The organism is Cupriavidus sp. GW821-FHT02F09, from assembly GCF_059421605.1.
Genome location: NZ_JBWKVH010000027.1, coordinates 58460 through 73914 on the forward strand (window position 1 = coordinate 58460; position 15455 = coordinate 73914).

15 protein-coding genes are annotated in these 15455 nt (G+C 66.4%); 7 read left to right on the plus strand and 8 right to left on the minus strand.

Annotated elements, in window-relative coordinates; translation table 11 throughout:
• Positions 1 to 54: 54 nt before the first annotated feature.
• The 3 genes from AC07XB_RS25620 to AC07XB_RS25630 all read right to left on the minus strand — a co-directional run bounded on the left by AC07XB_RS25620 (position 55) and on the right by AC07XB_RS25630 (position 2911).
• Complete coding sequence (locus tag AC07XB_RS25620; RefSeq protein ID WP_492373003.1) at positions 55 to 1023, minus strand: ferritin-like domain-containing protein; 969 nt, start codon at positions 1021 to 1023, stop codon at positions 55 to 57.
• A 153-nt stretch (positions 1024 to 1176) separates the two neighbouring features.
• A complete protein-coding gene (locus tag AC07XB_RS25625; protein WP_492373002.1) occupies positions 1177 to 1992 on the minus strand; it encodes a helix-turn-helix transcriptional regulator in 816 nt (271 codons plus the stop codon).
• Complete coding sequence (locus AC07XB_RS25630) at positions 1976 to 2911, minus strand: DMT family transporter (RefSeq protein WP_492373001.1); 936 nt, start codon at positions 2909 to 2911, stop codon at positions 1976 to 1978. Before AC07XB_RS25630 ends, AC07XB_RS25625 begins: the two co-directional genes overlap by 17 nt.
• Before the next feature lie 218 nt (positions 2912 to 3129).
• On the opposite strand from AC07XB_RS25630, the gene surE reads away from it, so the two are divergent.
• Entirely contained in the window at positions 3130 to 3900 is a 771-nt protein-coding gene (surE, locus tag AC07XB_RS25635; protein WP_492373000.1) for a 5'/3'-nucleotidase SurE, read from the plus strand.
• Positions 3901 to 4022: 122 nt separating this feature from the next.
• Here surE and AC07XB_RS25640 read toward each other — a convergent pair whose 3' ends face one another.
• Complete coding sequence (locus AC07XB_RS25640) at positions 4023 to 4271, minus strand: AbrB/MazE/SpoVT family DNA-binding domain-containing protein (RefSeq protein ID WP_492372999.1); 249 nt, start codon at positions 4269 to 4271, stop codon at positions 4023 to 4025.
• A 141-nt stretch (positions 4272 to 4412) separates the two neighbouring features.
• Here AC07XB_RS25640 and AC07XB_RS25645 point away from each other — a divergent pair, with 141 nt between their 5' ends.
• On the plus strand, positions 4413 to 5327 hold the full coding sequence (locus AC07XB_RS25645) for a LysR family transcriptional regulator (RefSeq protein ID WP_150991297.1): 915 nt from the start codon (positions 4413 to 4415) through the stop codon (positions 5325 to 5327).
• Positions 5328 to 5354: 27 nt separating this feature from the next.
• Here the strand turns inward: AC07XB_RS25645 and AC07XB_RS25650 are convergent, their stop codons facing one another.
• Together AC07XB_RS25650 and AC07XB_RS25655 are read right to left on the minus strand one after the other, a co-directional pair.
• Positions 5355 to 6896: a tripartite tricarboxylate transporter permease gene (locus tag AC07XB_RS25650; protein ID WP_492829647.1), complete on the minus strand. Its 1542-nt coding sequence runs from the start codon at positions 6894 to 6896 to the stop codon at positions 5355 to 5357.
• 5 nt (positions 6897 to 6901) lie between these two features.
• Positions 6902 to 7384, minus strand: coding sequence for a tripartite tricarboxylate transporter TctB family protein (locus tag AC07XB_RS25655; protein ID WP_253931946.1), 483 nt, complete (start codon positions 7382 to 7384; stop codon positions 6902 to 6904).
• A gap of 570 nt (positions 7385 to 7954) precedes the next feature.
• On the opposite strand from AC07XB_RS25655, the gene AC07XB_RS25660 reads away from it, so the two are divergent.
• Positions 7955 to 9037: a porin gene (locus tag AC07XB_RS25660; RefSeq protein ID WP_492829645.1), complete on the plus strand. Its 1083-nt coding sequence runs from the start codon at positions 7955 to 7957 to the stop codon at positions 9035 to 9037.
• Positions 9038 to 9143: 106 nt separating this feature from the next.
• Here the strand turns inward: AC07XB_RS25660 and AC07XB_RS25665 are convergent, their stop codons facing one another.
• Positions 9144 to 9491, minus strand: a complete 348-nt coding sequence (locus tag AC07XB_RS25665) for an antibiotic biosynthesis monooxygenase family protein (RefSeq protein WP_492829643.1) — start codon at positions 9489 to 9491, stop codon at positions 9144 to 9146.
• A gap of 65 nt (positions 9492 to 9556) precedes the next feature.
• Positions 9557 to 10186, minus strand: coding sequence for a LysE family translocator (locus AC07XB_RS25670; RefSeq protein WP_492372994.1), 630 nt, complete (start codon positions 10184 to 10186; stop codon positions 9557 to 9559).
• Between the two features lie 132 nt (positions 10187 to 10318).
• Here AC07XB_RS25670 and AC07XB_RS25675 point away from each other — a divergent pair, with 132 nt between their 5' ends.
• From AC07XB_RS25675 to styD, 4 genes are all read left to right on the plus strand, one after another.
• On the plus strand, positions 10319 to 11644 hold the full coding sequence (locus AC07XB_RS25675; protein ID WP_492814102.1) for an aminotransferase-like domain-containing protein: 1326 nt from the start codon (positions 10319 to 10321) through the stop codon (positions 11642 to 11644).
• A 195-nt stretch (positions 11645 to 11839) separates the two neighbouring features.
• Positions 11840 to 12145 carry a hypothetical protein gene (locus AC07XB_RS25680; protein WP_492372992.1) on the plus strand — a complete coding sequence of 102 codons (306 nt, stop codon included), beginning with the start codon at positions 11840 to 11842 and terminating at the stop codon, positions 12143 to 12145.
• A gap of 184 nt (positions 12146 to 12329) precedes the next feature.
• Positions 12330 to 13358 (plus strand): helix-turn-helix domain-containing protein, encoded by a 1029-nt coding sequence (locus AC07XB_RS25685; protein ID WP_492829641.1) that lies wholly within the window; start codon positions 12330 to 12332, stop codon positions 13356 to 13358.
• A 561-nt stretch (positions 13359 to 13919) separates the two neighbouring features.
• Positions 13920 to 15410 (plus strand): phenylacetaldehyde dehydrogenase StyD, encoded by a 1491-nt coding sequence (gene styD / locus AC07XB_RS25690; protein ID WP_492829639.1) that lies wholly within the window; start codon positions 13920 to 13922, stop codon positions 15408 to 15410.
• Positions 15411 to 15455: the final 45 nt, after the last annotated feature.

Here is a 15455-nt window from a genome sequence, read left to right on the forward strand (position 1 = left end):
AAAAAACTCCAGGACAGGATGGGTAGGGCAGCGACGGCATCAGCGCATCACGCATCAGCGCAACAGGCGCCGGGCAAGCCGGGCAACTTTGGGCACGGTTTCAGGGCGCAGCAGGCGCGGATCGTAGCCGGCCATGCGGCGATCGTTCTCGGCCAGGCAAAGCTCGATCATCGCCCGCGGCGACAGGGCTTCGGCTAGCGAGGACGTGCTGTTCATGGGGAAATTGGCGTCCTTGGCCACGCCATCGGCATCGATGCCGCGCGCAATGCCGACGCGCTCCCAGATCAGGAAGGCCCACACCCGCATCACCTTGAGCGTGTAAAGCGGGCGCCGCCACCAGGGCAGGTTGCGGCGATACCATGCCGCCCAGTTGACGAAGAACAGGATATGGCGGCCTTCCTCCTGGATGACCGGCTCGAACGTTTCCACCAGTTCCACGGGGAAGAAGCCTGAGCGCTTGGCCGCGGCAAACAGGCCAAAGGCAAAAAAACTATCGATGCACTCGCTGTAGCCTGTGACCAGCCAGCCCCACTCCACGTCAGCCGGCGGGCGGTACTCAGGCTCGGGTGCCAGGGCGATGCCGTAGGCTTCTACCAGTTTCGACAGCACCACCTTGTGGCGTGCCTCCTCGCCACCATCCATTTCCAGCGCGCTGCGCAGCAGGGGGGCGGTCACGGTATCGGCGAAGGCCTGCACCCGCACGGAGGCACGGCCTTCGGTCTGTACCGCGATATCCCATATCGGCAGCGAGGTCACCCGGTGCAAGGCATCCGGGTCAAGCCTGGGCCAATCGATGACGGCGGGTTTGTAGGGGTTGTGGGTTTGCAGCAGCATATTGCAGAACATGCGCAAATGCTGCGGCGAGCCGATGCGGATCGGCCCGGGCTCGGGGTCGGTCCAGTTGCGCATGGCATGGTCGGCCTGGTCGATCTCGGCCTTGGCGAGGGCAGCGACCACGGCGGCGGCCTTGGCCTCGGTGCTCGCCTCGCTGGTCCTGCTGGGTGTGGCAAGCGCGTCTGACATCCTGCTCCCCTGGCGGTTGATGGTCCGGGGGTAATTCTAGCGTGGCCGGCGCGCTTGCGCGTGCCACACCCGCATCACGGCACGCGCAGGGTACTGCATGGAAAGGCAACGCAGGGGGGGACTTAGCCCTGGTGCTGGACCGCCGCTCGCGCGCTAGCGCGATGCCGGCAAGGCGATGTTCGCCAGCCCGAGGCCCGCGCGCCATGCCCCCGGTGGCATGCCGAAGCGCTGGGTGAAGCTGCGCGTAAAGGTGGTCTGGTCGGGAAAGCCTAGGGCCAGCGAGATATCCGCCAGCGGCTGGGCCCGGTCCGCCAGCAGGCGCGCGGCCTGGTCCAGCCGCAGGCGTGTCTGGTAGCGATGCGGCGTATCGCCAAAGGCGTCGCAGAACAGGGTATGGAAGCGCCGCACGCTCCAGCCGAACTGCGCCGCGAGCTGGTCGGCCCGCAGTGGCGCGTCCAGGTGCTGGCGCAGGTAGGCGTCGATTTGCGCCAGCGGAAAATGCGTGGGCTGGGCTTGGCCGCCCACGCCCAACGCCTGCGCCAGGTCGGCGGCAAGGGTAGCGGCCAGTTGCCAGTGATGTTGCCGGGAGCTGGTTGCCTGAGGCAGCGTAGCCAGGCGCCGCACTCGTTCGCTCCAGCCGTCCGTGATGGCAAACGCTTTGGGCCGGTCCATCAGCGCGGCCGGCAACGCGAGCGAGCCCGGCGGAATGTCCAGCACCAACTGCCGGTTGTCGGCCAGCCCAAGGAAGTCGTGACGCTCCCCGGCGGGCACGATCAGCCCGCCGCAGGGATCGAGCCGGTGCAGGTGGCCGCCGATTTCCAGCTCGCAGGCACCGTCCAGTCCGAACAGGACCTGATGGTAGTCATGGCGATGCCACTCCCGTTCTGGCTGGTAGACGCGGGTCTCCACCAGCGGCGCCGGCCGGCCCGCCTGGGCTAGCAGCACAGCATCGTCATCGTGCGGCGGCATGGCGGGTTTTGCGAGGGATCCCGGCGCCCTGGGCGGCCTGGCATAGCCAGACCCCAATGCCGGCAACGAGCAGGCCAAGTAACTGCAGGACCCCGAGCTTGTCGCCAAACAGCAGCCAGGCCTGCAGCGCCGCCAGCGGCGGCGCCAGGAACATCAGCGACGCGGCGGTGGCAGCCTGCCCGCGCCTGACGATGCGCACCAGCAGATAGGTGCCCAGGCCCGACAGCACCAGCGTGGCCCAGGCCAGTGCGGACCAAAGCGCCATGCCCGGCTGCCAGTGCGACTCGCCCAGCAGCCATGCCAGCGCGCCGGCCACCAGGGCACCGCCCACGTTCTGCCAGGCCATGCTGGCGCGCAGGTCGGCCGCGGCAATCGAGGTTTTCTGCAGGATCGTGCCCATGGTGATGGAGAGGATGGAGATGACCGCCACCAGTACCACCCACGGCGAAACGGGGCTGGGTGCGCTGGCCAAGGTGGCGGGTGCCACCACCAATACTACGCCCAGGGAGCCCAGTGCAAGCCCGCCCCAGCCCTGCCGGGACGGAAACTCCCCCAGCAGCGGGATTGCCAGCAGCGCGGTCAGCAGCGGTTGCAATGCACCGAGCAAGGCCATGGCCGACGGCGCAAGGCCATGCGCGATGGCCCAGTAACCGCCGCCCAGGTAGCTGCCGTGCAGGAGCGCGCCCGCCAGCAAGTGCCGCGGCACTTCGCGCAGCGCTGGCCAGCGCGCTGCGCCGGCCACGGCCACAGCTGCGAACAGCACGGCCGCCAGCGAGAAGCGGGCCAGCAGGAACAGGCTGGGCTGGGCCACGGGCACGATGGCCCGGCCCACGATGAATCCGGTCGACCAGATCAGGACAAAAGCCAGGCTGGACAACCAGGCGGCCGAAGCGGGGACGCTGAAGCGGGATGAGGGCATGGTGTTTCAGCGCGCCGGCGGCGCGCGGGCGCGGCAATGATCGACAATGGGCTGCAGGCTAGTCGCCCGATGCCGTCCTGTCTTGGCAAATCCGGCAACGCGTGGCCGAACCGTCACGGCTTCGGTTTATAGTCTGGCGTTAGCCCCGGCTGCCATGCCGCACGCAGCGTGCCGCGCAAGGCAGCGCAGCATTCGTCAACCTACGGTCCTCTATCACCATGTCCGAACCCTTATTGGAACGCGTACTCCTCACCAACGATGACGGCATCGACGCCCCCGGGCTGGCCGTGCTCGAAGCCGTGGCGGCAACGCTGGCGCGCGAGGTCTGGGTAGTCGCGCCCGAGCATGACCAGAGCGGCACCTCGCACTCACTGAGCCTGCATGCGCCGCTGCGCATCAGCCAGCAGGGCGAGCGCCGCTTTGGCGTGAGCGGCACCCCGGGCGACTGCGTCGTCATGGCCGCCCGGCACCTGATGGCCGACACCCCGCCGAGCCTGGTCCTGTCGGGCATCAACCGTGGCGCCAACCTCGGCCTCGAAACCGTGTTCTCTGGCACCGTGGGCGCCGCCATGACCGGCGTGCTGCTGGGCATCCCGGCCATTGCGCTGAGCCAGGCCTTCACCGATCGCAACGCGGTGCGCTGGGAAACGGCGCGCGCGCTGGCCCCCGGCGTGATCCGCCGCCTGCTTGCCGCCGGCTGGAACCAGCAGGCCTGCCTGAACGTCAACTTCCCCGATGTGGAGCCCGGGTCCGCCGGCCCGCTCACCGTCACCCGCCAGGGCGTTGGCCTTGTCAAGGATCTTGCCGTGCGGGCCCATGTCGACCCGCGCGGCATCCCGTATCACTGGCTGCAGTTCTCGCGCGGCCCGCAGCCGGACACCGACGACAGCGAGGCGGTGGTGGTCGGCCGTGGCGCCGTTTCGGTGACGCCGCTGCGCTTCGAGCGCACCGACGAGGAAGCGGCCGCGGAGCTGGCGGGGCGCCTTTGAGGTGATGCGCGCCTCAAGCGCTCGTCCACCAATGCCTCCGATATCGATTTCGATCCTGTCGCCCGGTTTCATGGATACCGGCGGCATGCCCATGGCGATCACGTCGCCCTGCATGATGACTCTCAGCAATGCGTACCTGATGCGCGCGTGTTGGCATCGTCCCTGTCAAACCTGAAATCGGGCGGCAGGCGCCCCCGGAACTGCCGGAGCTTGGCCAGATGGGCGGCCCTGCCAGGCTTGTTCAGTACCAGGAGCACATCACGGTTGCGAACGACGACTTCGAAGTCGTCGCCTTCATGCAGATCAAGCACGTCCGCCAATTCATTGGGCAAGCGGATAGCCAGGCTGTCGCCCCATTTGAAGACTTGCATAGTTGGATCCTCCGGAAGCACTCGTGGATCATATGGGGGCTACCGGAGCGAGACGCCCCCCTCGCGAATGCACACTTGCTACTGTGCTAGTGCAGTTTGATAATCATGTCACAAGAACTATGGTTATCAAACCTGCTTTGAATGTACTCCCTAGACGACCTGAAACTCTTTGTCCGCACGGCCGAGCTTGAAAACCTCTCCGCGGCCGCGCGCGAACTGGGCCGGACCGCCGCCACCGCCAGCGCGGCCCTGATTCGCCTGGAGCAACGCCTGAGCGCACGCCTGTTCGCTCGCACCACCCGCCGCATGCGCCTGACCGAGGAGGGGCGGGTGTTCCTGGAGGCAGCGCGCAAGGCATTGGCGGCGCTGGAGGAGGGCGAGGGCGCACTGGCGGAGCAGCGCGAGGAACTGGCCGGGCCGCTACGGCTGTCGGCGCCCGCCGACCTGGGGCGCGCCTTGTTGCGTGGCTGGCTGGACGATTTCCTGGTGGCGCATCCGCAGCTTTCGCTTGAGCTGTCCATCGGCGATACGCTTGCCGACCTGTATCGCAGCAATGTCGACCTGGCGGTGCGGGTGGGCTGGCTGGAGGATTCGGGGCTGGTGCGCCGGCAGCTTGCGCTGACGCGCCGCGTGGCGGTGGCCGCGCCGGCGTACCTGGCGCGTTGCGGCACACCCGCGTCGCCCGAGGCGCTGGCGCAGCACCAGATGCTATGCCTGGCGCCGGGCGGGCAGGCGCGCATGCGCTGGCCGTTTCGCTCGCGCCAGTCCCGGCTGGAAGTGGAGGCGAACGGACGGCGCACCAGCGATGATGGCGCGGTGGTGCGCGACTGGGCGCTGGCGGGCCATGGCATCGCTTTCAAAAGCTGGTTCGATGTCGCGGCCGACGTCAGCGCCGCCCGCCTGGTGCTGCTGTTTCCCGAGTGGTACCAGGACAGCGTGCCGCTGCAGCTGGTGTTCCTGCAGAGCCGGTTTCCGTCTTACCGGCAGCGCCGCCTGATCGAGTTCCTGCAGGCGCGTTTCGCGGCGTTCGACGCGGACTATCCTTTCCCGGGCTAGCCGCGTCGGTGCAGGCTTGCGTCGTGGCTACTCGTTGACGGCAAGCTCGCCGCCGGCAAGCATGGTCCCTTTGCCTGCGCCGCGGCTGGCTCGCCACGCGGAGTAGGTGACCCCGGTCAGCAGCAGGGCTGACAGCACGACGAAGACGCAGCTGATCGGGCGATGCACGAACACCATCATGTCGCCGCGCGACAGCAGCAGCGAGCGGCGGAAGTTCTCTTCCACCATCGGCCCGAGCACGAAGCCCAGCAGGATGGGCGCCACCGAGAACCCGAGCCACATGAGCACTGCCCCGATGACACCGAACGCCAGTACTTCCCAGATCTCGAACAGGCTGTTCTGCGTGCTGAACACGCCGACCACGATGAAGAACATGGCTGAGGGGAACAGGTAGCGGTAGGGCACCTGCAGCAGCTTGACCCACACGCCGATCAGCGGGACGTTCAGCACGATCAGCAGCAGGTTGCCAATCCAGAAGCTGGCGATCAGGCCCCAGAAGATGTCGGGGTGATCGCTGATCAGCTGCGGCCCCGGGGCGATGCCCTGGATCATCAGCGCGCCCAGGATCAGCGCCATCACGGCGTCGCCCGGAATGCCGAGGCTCATGGTGGGGATGAAATCGACCTGCGTCTTGGAGTGCGCGGAGGCTTCCGGCCCGGCGACACCTGCGATCATGCCCGTGCCGAACTTCTCCGGCGTCTTGGAGATCTTGCGCTCCAGGGCATAGGCGACGAAGGTCGTGATGGTGGGGCCGGTCCCGGGCATGGCGCCGAACACAGTGCCTACCGCGGTGCCTCGCACCATGGGCCAGAAGGCGGTCTTGAGCTCGGCCAGGCTGGGCCGCATGTCGCGGATGCGCAGCTTGGCCTTGCTGGCGATCACGCTCATCCGGTTGACATTGAGCAGGAAGTCCGCCACGCCGAACAGGCCCATGGCGATGGCGACCAGTTCCAGCCCGTCGCTAAGCTCGGGGATGTTCATCGCCAGGCGGAAGGTGCCGCTGTTCACGTCGGTGCCGACACAGCCGCAGATCAGGCCGAACAGGGTCATTGCCACGCCTTTCAGCGGTGAGCCGCGCGACATGGTGGAGCCGGCCAGCAAGCCCAGCAGCATGATCGAGAAGATCTCCGTGGGGCCAAACTTGAAGGAAATCTCGGTGAGCAGCGGCGAGGCGAAGATCATCACGATGATGCCCACCGACGCGGCGAAGAATGAGCAGATCATGGTGATGCCCAGCGCCGTGCCGCCCTTGCCGGCGCGCGTCATCGGATAGCCGTCCAGGCAGGTGACCGCATGCGGCGGGTGCGAGGGCAGGTTGAGCAGGATCGCGCCGATGGCGCCGCCATATTGCGAGCCATAGAAGATCCCCGCCAGCATCAGGATGGCGGGTACCGGGTGCATGGCATAGGTCAGCGGCAGCAGGATGGAAATGGCCGACAGCGCGCCCATGCCGGGCAGCACGCCAATCAGGTTTCCCATCAGCACGCCGAAGAAGGACCACATCAGGTTGGAGCCCTGGAAGGCAACGCCAAAGCCGAACCAGAGATCATGCAGAGCGTTCGCGGTCATGATGTTCAGACCCCCCAGGCAAACAGCGGCAGCTGCAACTGCAGTGCCCACCAGAACACGACCGTGGCGATGACGCACATCGCCAGTGCCAGGATGGCGGCTTGCTTCACGGTATTGCTCCGGTCGCCCAGCGCCGAGATGAACACGATGGCGAAGGTGGCGGGGATCAGGCCGCCATATTTGCCCAGCAGCAAGAAGGCGAGCACGCCCAGGATGATGCAGGCACATCCGCGCAGATCCGGCAGGCCGGCGCCATGCCCGTGTCCGGATGCCTGGGCTTGCGCCGGTGGCTCCTTGCGCGCCGAGATGGCGATGAGCACGCCGACGATCGCCAGTAGCGCCCCTACCGCTGCCGGGAAGAACCCAGGCCCCATGTGGCTCAGGGTGCCGGTGCGATATTGCAGGCCGGCCACTAGCGTGGCGAGCCCGATCAGCGTCATCAGCCCACCGCCGTAGTAGTCCTTCTTGAAACGCGAGGGGGTGTTCATTGCAGATCCCCTCTGGTCCGGCTACCCGAACGGTAGCGTGCGTTGGTGTGTCGATGCATGAGGTGGTCTCTCCGTCTCCTGTTTTTACGCCCTTGCCTTACCGCGACTTCATCGCGGGCGTGAGCGGGTGTCGAGACTGTAGGAACGGCATCTTCCAAACGGCTTTCCGACGGCTTGCAATCGGCTTTCGGGGCAGCGATGTTGAAGAGAATTTCTCGTGGCTACGCGTAATCCCTAGCGCCGGAAATCCATGGAGCAGGGAACTTCTGCGGCGGATCTCAAGCCATGCAGCAGCCAAGTGGTGCACTGCTCACCCGCTGCCGGCGACTCGCGGAAATCCATTTGCATCACGTTGTGCTACATCCCGCCGGATCGCTGCAGCGTGGGGCGTGCCTGGATGATTGCAATTGCAGTCATGCAGACATGTAGCCATGCAAAGCGACATCAAGCTTTCACATAAGGCATCGACAATGCGGTCTGCCGCCACGGGTGCGGTTCATGGCGTCTATCGCATGGTTGCCCGCGGCTGGCGGAAGACTGCCTCATCCATCCATAAGACAGAGAAAATCAGTGAAGAAAGCTCTCCTTGCAATGACTGCCGCGGCTGCTGCCGCAGCCTCCGGCGCAGCGTTCGCCCAAACCTCCTCGTCCAGCGTCACGCTGTACGGCATCGCCGACGTTGGCATCGAAGTCATCAACCACATGCCGGCCACCGGCTCCGCGGGTGGCACCGTTACCCGCATGAACTCCGGCAACCTGTCGGGCTCGCGCTGGGGCCTGCGCGGCAGCGAAGACCTGGGCGGTGGCCTGAAGGGTATCTTCGTGCTGGAAAGCGGCTTTGATATCGATACCGGCGCCTCGGGCCAGGGCAACCGCCTGTTCGGCCGCCAGTCGTACGTTGGCTTGCAGGGCAATTTCGGCGCCGTGACGCTGGGTCGCCAGCAAAACGCGCTGTACGACCTGTTCGGCGCCTATGACCCGATGGCCGTTGGCCCGCGCTACTCGCTCAATAGTGTCGACTCGCTGTTCAACGGCCGTGCCGACAACGCCTTCAAGTACACGGGCAAGTTCGGCGGCCTGACGGCTACCGGCTTCTACAGCACCGGGCGCGATGCCACGGTGACCAACGGCAGCGAAGTGCCGGGCGAAAGCAAGGTGGGCCGCAACTACGGCGCGGGCCTGGCCTACGCTGTTGGCAGCTTCTCGGTCGGCGCGGCGTATGACCAGTTCCAGGGCTCGTCGGTGGCACTGAAGGACCGCAGCGCCAAGCGCGCGGCCATCGGCGCGTCCTATGCCTTCGGCGATGCCAAGGTGTTTGCCGGCTATCGCTGGCTGCGCGACGACGGCACGGCCAGCGCCACGGCCACCGTCACCCGCAGCAATGTGTACTGGGCAGGCGCGCAGTACAAGTTCACGCCTGCGTTCCAGCTGACCGGCGCGGCATACTACACCGACATGAAGAACAGCGGCGCGGATTCGTGGATGTACGTGCTGTCGGGCGACTACTCGCTGTCCAAGCGCACCGATGCCTATGTGAACATTGGCTACGTGAAGAACAAGTCGGGCTCCACCCTGGGCCTGAACGGTGCCGGCACGGCACTGCCGGGCGCGAACCAGACCGGCGCCACCGTCGGCGTGCGTCACCGCTTCTAAACCACACCTGAGCCACACCTGAGCAGCACCTGGGCGGCATCCTGCGCACGGAGGATGCCGCCAACAATCATATCGACCTTGCTTTGCGCGAGGATCGCTTGGCCGGTCAGATCGACCGGCCTTTTTTCTCTTCTTCGCCGAACCGCGTGAAGTGAGCAAGGCTGCCGTCGCCATAGACGCGCTCCACCTTTGACACCACGACGTGATAGCCGTCATACCACTTGCGGTACTGGCGCTTGGCGTCAAGGTGCCGTGGATGGGCAGCGAAGGCCCGCAGGGCTTCCTGATCCCGCCAGTAGTAGCTGGCGTTGGCCAGCTTTCCGTCGGGCGAGCGCCAGGATTCGGCCCCCAGGAAGCCCGCAATGCTGGCCGCCACGCCGTCAATGACCGCGCTTAGCCGCTGGAACTCTTCGTCGATCTTGCCGGGCTTGTAGATAAAGGCTGCGATGTACATCTCGTGTTGTCCTTCTTGTATTGTCTTTTCAGGATCTGGATGGAAGTGCCCGCCATCTTCGCCGGCTAGGACACCCTCGGCATGGCAAGCAGCCTCAGCGCCAGCAGCGCCAGCACCACGGCAAGCCCGTATTTCTGGAACACGGCGGCACGCGGGTTGCGGCTCAGGAACCGCCGTGCCGACCCGCCAGCCGCGCCCAGCAGGCCGTGGAACACCGTGCTGATCGCCGTCAGCACGCAGCCCAGGACAATCAGCTGCCGGGCCACGTTGCCTTTTCCCGGATCCACGAACTGCGGCAGGAAGACCATGAAGAACAGCAACGCTTTCGGATTCAGCAAGCTGTTCAGCGTAGAGCGGAAAAACACCGATTTCAACGAGGCCTGCCGGGTCACCGTGCCCAGCGGCAGCAGCGGGCGGCGCAGCGCTTTCCAGGCCATCCACAGCAGGTACAGGGCCCCCGCATAGCGGATCAGGTCGAAAGCCGGAGGCCACGCGGCAATCACGGCGGTGATGCCGGTTGCCGTCAGGACGGTCAGCACGAGGTCTGCCGCGGCAATGCCGAGCGCGGCCGCCGCGCCGCCGCCGAGGCCGTAGGTGACGCCGTGTGCCATGACGAAGGCCATGTTTGGCCCGGGTGACAGCAGCAGCACCATCACGGCCGCGGCGAACACCGACAAGGTAGCGAATTCGATCATGCCCAGGTTTCCAGATAGCTCCGCGGAGCCCTTTACGTTGTCGAGGCTGGTAGCGTAATCTTTGTGTCTGATACAAACAAAAAATTGTTCTAGATACAAAGAACAATCCTATGAAGGCGCGCAGGCCAAGGCATGATCCCAGCCCGGTACAAAACCATCATGGACGAGATTGCGGGGCGCATCCGCGAGGGGGCGCTGCCGCCAGGCACGCAATTGCCGACCGTTCGCGCCTTGATGAAGCAGCATGGCATCGCCCTGGCCACCGCATCGCGCGTCTACCGGGAGCTGGAGTCCATCGGGCTTGTCGTCGGCGAGACCGGCCGGGGCACCTTTGTGCGCGACACCTCGCTGCCGCGCGGCCTGGGCCTGGAGCAGCACCCGGTGCGTTTCGGCACGGTCGATCTCACCTTCAACTATCCGTCCTTGCCCGGCCAGGCCGACATGCTGCGCGATGGCCTGCGTACCATCGCGGCCTCGGGGGACCTCGATGCGCTGCTGCATTCGGCGCCCCAGGGCGGGCGGGCGCACGAGCGGCAGACCGCGGCCAGGCATCTGCGCAACCGGGGCATCCGGGTGAGCGGCGAGCAGGTGCTCATCGTCAATGGCGCTCAGCAGGGCCTGGCCGTGACGGTCATGGGGCTGCTCAAGCCGGGCGACGTCCTGGCTGTGGATGCGCTGACCTATCCCGGCATGAAACGGCTCGCGCAGACGTACCGTCTTGACCTGGAGGCGGTGCCGCACACGGTAGACGGCATGGACCTGGAGCACCTGGCAGCGTTATGCAAACGGCGTCCGGTGCGCGCCGTCTACGCCATGCCAACGATGCACAATCCGCTGGGCACGGTGATGGCTGAGCCGTCCCGGGTCCGGCTTGCCGAGCTTGCCGAGAAGCATGATTTCCTGCTCATCGAGGATGGCGCCTATGCCTTCCTGGCCGAGCCGGCACCCAAGCCGGTGTTTACCTACGCGCCCGAACGCACGGTGTATGTCTCGGGGCTGTCCAAGAGCGTCGCGTCCGGCTTGCGCGTGGGCTTTGTCGCCGCGCCCCTTGCGCTGGTGCCCGCGCTGGAGGGCGCGATCCGCGTCTCGACCTGGAACACGCCCACGCTGACCGTGGCGCTGGGCTGCTATTGGATCGAGGCCGGACTGGTCGACGAGCTCGAGGACCGCAAGCGCAAGGACGCGCGGCTGCGGCAAAGCCTGGCGCGCCGCGTGCTGCGCGGTTGCGATGTCAAAGCGCATCGCGCTTCCTACTATCTCTGGCTGACCTTGCCGGAGGACCTGCGCGCGGACCGCGTCGCCGCTGGCCTGGAGCACGAAGGCGTCCTGGTGACGACGGCCCAGCCGTTTGCCGCCACGCCAAGCGCGCCGCATGCGCTGCGCCTGGCGATCGGCTCCATCTCGCATGACGCGCTGGAGGACGCGCTGGTCAAAGTGCGCCGGGCGGTGCTCGGCTAGCGGGATAGCTTTCTCCAACCGTGATTCCAACGGTGCCGGTCTATAGTGCAACTGGGGGGCGACGCGGTGGCGTGGCCTCTCAAAAAAGTAGCACATGGGTGGGGCGGGGGTGCTAGCCGCCGCGTGCAGCGGGGCGGTCCGCCCTCGCGACACCTGCGGCCAACGTTCAATGTCCAATGTTCAAGGAGCAGCATCATGTTGATAGCCAGGTGGCAGATCGATGCCCGTTTCGGGCACAAGCAAGAAGTCATCGAGCGCCTGCAGGCATGGGCGCGCGAGATCGCCCCGCAAGTCGGCCTGGTCACCGGGCGCTTGCTGACCGGCTCGATTGGCGCGCTCGAGGCCACGGTGGTCCACGACTGGGAGGTGAGCAACCTCGGCGAACTGGATAGCGCCTGGGCTCGGCTCGCGTCGATACCTGCCCACGCGCAATGGGGCAAGGAGCTGGAACCGTTCGTCGTCTCCGGCACCGCGCGCTGGGAAATCTATCGCGTGGTCTGACATCGCAAGTGATGCTGGCTTCGCATGTTTGCCGCCGCGCTGGCCGGCGCGCCTGCGTGATTGTTCCCATTGTCGGCTCACGGGCTTTCCATTAGGCTTTGCAACCACCTTCGAGGCCTCCGGCGCGTTCCCTGCATGTTCCCCGCATGTTGCCCAGACACCGCCGGCTACTGGAGATGTCCTGATGCCCGCAGCGCAGCACCTGCAGCAGACGCCGGCGCGGTTGACCACCGTGACCTTCGATCAATGGCGCGAAGCCATCGACACCAGTTTCCTGCCGCTCGATTATTCGCGCCAGACGCGCGGGGGCTTTCATTGCCACGTCAGCTATGCGCGTTTCGGCGCCAGCGCGGTGGCGGACATGGATGTCGACGCGCACCGTGTCGCGCGCGAGTCCCGGCACGTGGCGGCATCCGACGCGGGCTTCTTCAAGATCTTCTGGCAGCTAAGCGGGCGCAGCCGCGTGGCGCAGCGCGGCAACGAGGCCTCGCTGGAGCCAGGCATGTGGTCGATCTACGATACCGCGCAGCCCTATAGCATCGAGATGGCGGACCGCTGCCGGGTGCTGGTGCTGCTGGTGCCGCAGGAACGCGCCTTCGGCTGGCGCCAGGCGGCGACCAGCCTGGGTGGCCGGGCGCTGCGCGGGGAGGGCGCGGCGCGCATCGCGCTGTCGGCGCTGGGCGCCATGCTGCATGACACTTGCGCGGGGCACCTGCTGGATCATCAAGGGCAGATCGTGCTGCAGGATTCCGTGGTGTCGTTGATGGAGACGGCGCTGCAAGGCGCCGGCACGCCGCCGCCGGCCCTTGGCGATGGCGGGGACGCTGCCGTGGCGCGGCATCTTGGCGAAGCGCGCATGCGCCGGCTGGCCGAGTTCATCGATGCGCATCTGCATGATCCGGAGCTTTCGGCGCATCGGCTGGCGGCAGTGCTGAACGTGTCGCGCCGTACTTTGTACAACCTGTTTCGTGAGTCCGGGCAGACCCCGCATGCCTATATCCTGTCGCGCCGGTTGCGGCAGGCGGCGGCGCGGCTGGCGGGCAGTGGCGACGCCGGGCGCAGCATTACCGAGATTGCTTTTGCGCTGGGGTTTGGCGATGCGGCGCATTTCAGCCGGGTCTTCCATGAGCGGTTCGGGATGAGTCCGACGCAGTGGCGGCAGCAGAATGCGGGGGGGAAGGGGGGGCTTTGCTGCGACTGCAATTGCAACTGATTGACTTCAACGTCAAAGGCAACTTCAACTGCCGTTTCACCACCCCTGCGGGGCGGCGACCTACTTTCTTGTCTTGCCAAGAAAGTAGGCAAAGAAGGCGCGCCGTATGGGGCGACTACCCCTCGTGATCCAACGAAAAGAGCGGCCGGGACCCAAACTCGCATCGCCTTAAGGCGATACTCAGACATGGGTCCCTCTTTTCCGCTCTTTTCGTCGGCTCACGAGGCGCCCCATACGGCCAAGGTAAACCTTGACGGCTCGCTTCGCATCGCGCTGGGGTGTTCCCCGCCTGGGGGCGGGTCACACGGCTACACTGAATCGATGCTCTGACTCTTCCGCTGGGCGGCTCCCCTCTCCCACTTGTGGGAGAGCAGCCGGGGGAGAGGGCGGGCGCGCGTTGCGGCGTTGTTGTGCCAAGGGCCATTGGCTTCAGCTTTAGCCTTTCCCAGGCTTTGCACGCATCGACAAGCTTTGTGCACGGCCAGACAAGCCATGATCGGGCCGTGGTGTTAACTTCGATCTCCATAACAAGGCACCAGCCAAGACCAACCGGAGACGAAGATGAATGCACCCAAGGAAGCCCGCAGCGGCCTGAACCAGGCCATCCGCAATGCCATGCTGATCGACGGCGAGTGGCGCCAGGCCGAGTCCGGCGAGACCTTCGCCGTGTTCGATCCCGCCACCGGCGAGGAGATCGCGCGCGTGCCCGCGGGCGGCGCGGCGGATATCGATGTGGCGGTGGCCGCGGCCGGGCGTGCCTTTGCCGGCGGCACGTGGCGCGCCATGATGCCGGCCCAGCGCGAGCACCTGCTGCTCAAGCTGGCCGACCTGGTCGAGCAGCACGGCGACGAACTAGCCCGGCTTGAAACCCTTAACAACGGTAAGCTGCTGGCGTTCTCGCAAGGCCTGGAGGTGGGCGGCAGCGCGCAATGGCTGCGCTACATGGCCGGCTGGGCCACCAAGATCGAAGGCAGCACGCTGGACGTATCGGTACCGTTTCCCCCTGGCACGCGCTATAGCGCCATGACCCGGCGCTCGCCGGTCGGCGTGGTGGGCGCCATCGTGCCGTGGAATTTCCCCTTGCTGATGGCGGTCTGGAAGATCGCTCCGGCCTTGGCCTGCGGCTGCACCGTGGTGCTCAAGCCGGCCGAGGAAACGCCGCTCACCGCGTTGCGGCTGGCCGAGCTGGCGCTGGAAGCGGGCTTCCCGCCGGGCGTGCTGAACGTGGTGACCGGCGACGGCGTGCCCGGCGCGGCGCTGGTGGCGCATCCCGGCGTCAACAAGATTACCTTCACCGGTTCGACCGAAGTGGGGCGCCTGATCGGTGCGCGCTGCGGCCAGGATATCCGCCGCGTGTCGCTGGAGCTCGGCGGCAAGAGCCCGGTCATCGTGCTGGATGACTGCGATCCCGCGCATGCCATCCAGGGCGCGGCCGGCGCCATCTTCCTCAACCAGGGCCAGGTCTGCACGGCCGGCTCGCGCCTGTACGTGGCGCGCCGCCACTATGACCAAGTGGTCGAGGGGCTGGGCAAGGTGGCCAATGCCACGGTGCTGGGCTCCGGGCTCGATCCGGCCAGCCAGATGGGGCCGCTGGTGTCGTCGCGTCACCGCGACAAGGTCATGGGGCTGATCGGCACTGGGCGCAGCGAAGGCGCGGACATCGTCGCGGGCGGCACTGCGCTGGACCGCCCCGGCTATTTCGTGCGGCCCACCGTGGTGGCCAACGCCGCGTGCAAGGACCTGACGCTGGTACGCGAGGAAGTCTTCGGCCCGGTGGTGGTGGCTATGCCGTTTGACGACCCCGAGGCCGTGCTGGCCGAGGCCAACCGGTCCGAGTATGGCCTGGGCGCCAGCATCTGGAGCAACGACCTGCGCGCGGTGCAGCGGCTGGTCGATGGCCTGGATGCTGGCACGGTCTGGGTCAATACACACAATATCGTGGACCCCAACATGCCTTTTGGTGGATACAAGGCCTCCGGGGTCGGGCGCGAGCATGGCCGCTCCGCCATCGAGGCCTATACCGAGATCAAGTCGGTCTGCATGGCTTACTGAGCGGCATCGCCGCGCGTGGTGGGGGCGTTCGCTCTGCGGGTAATC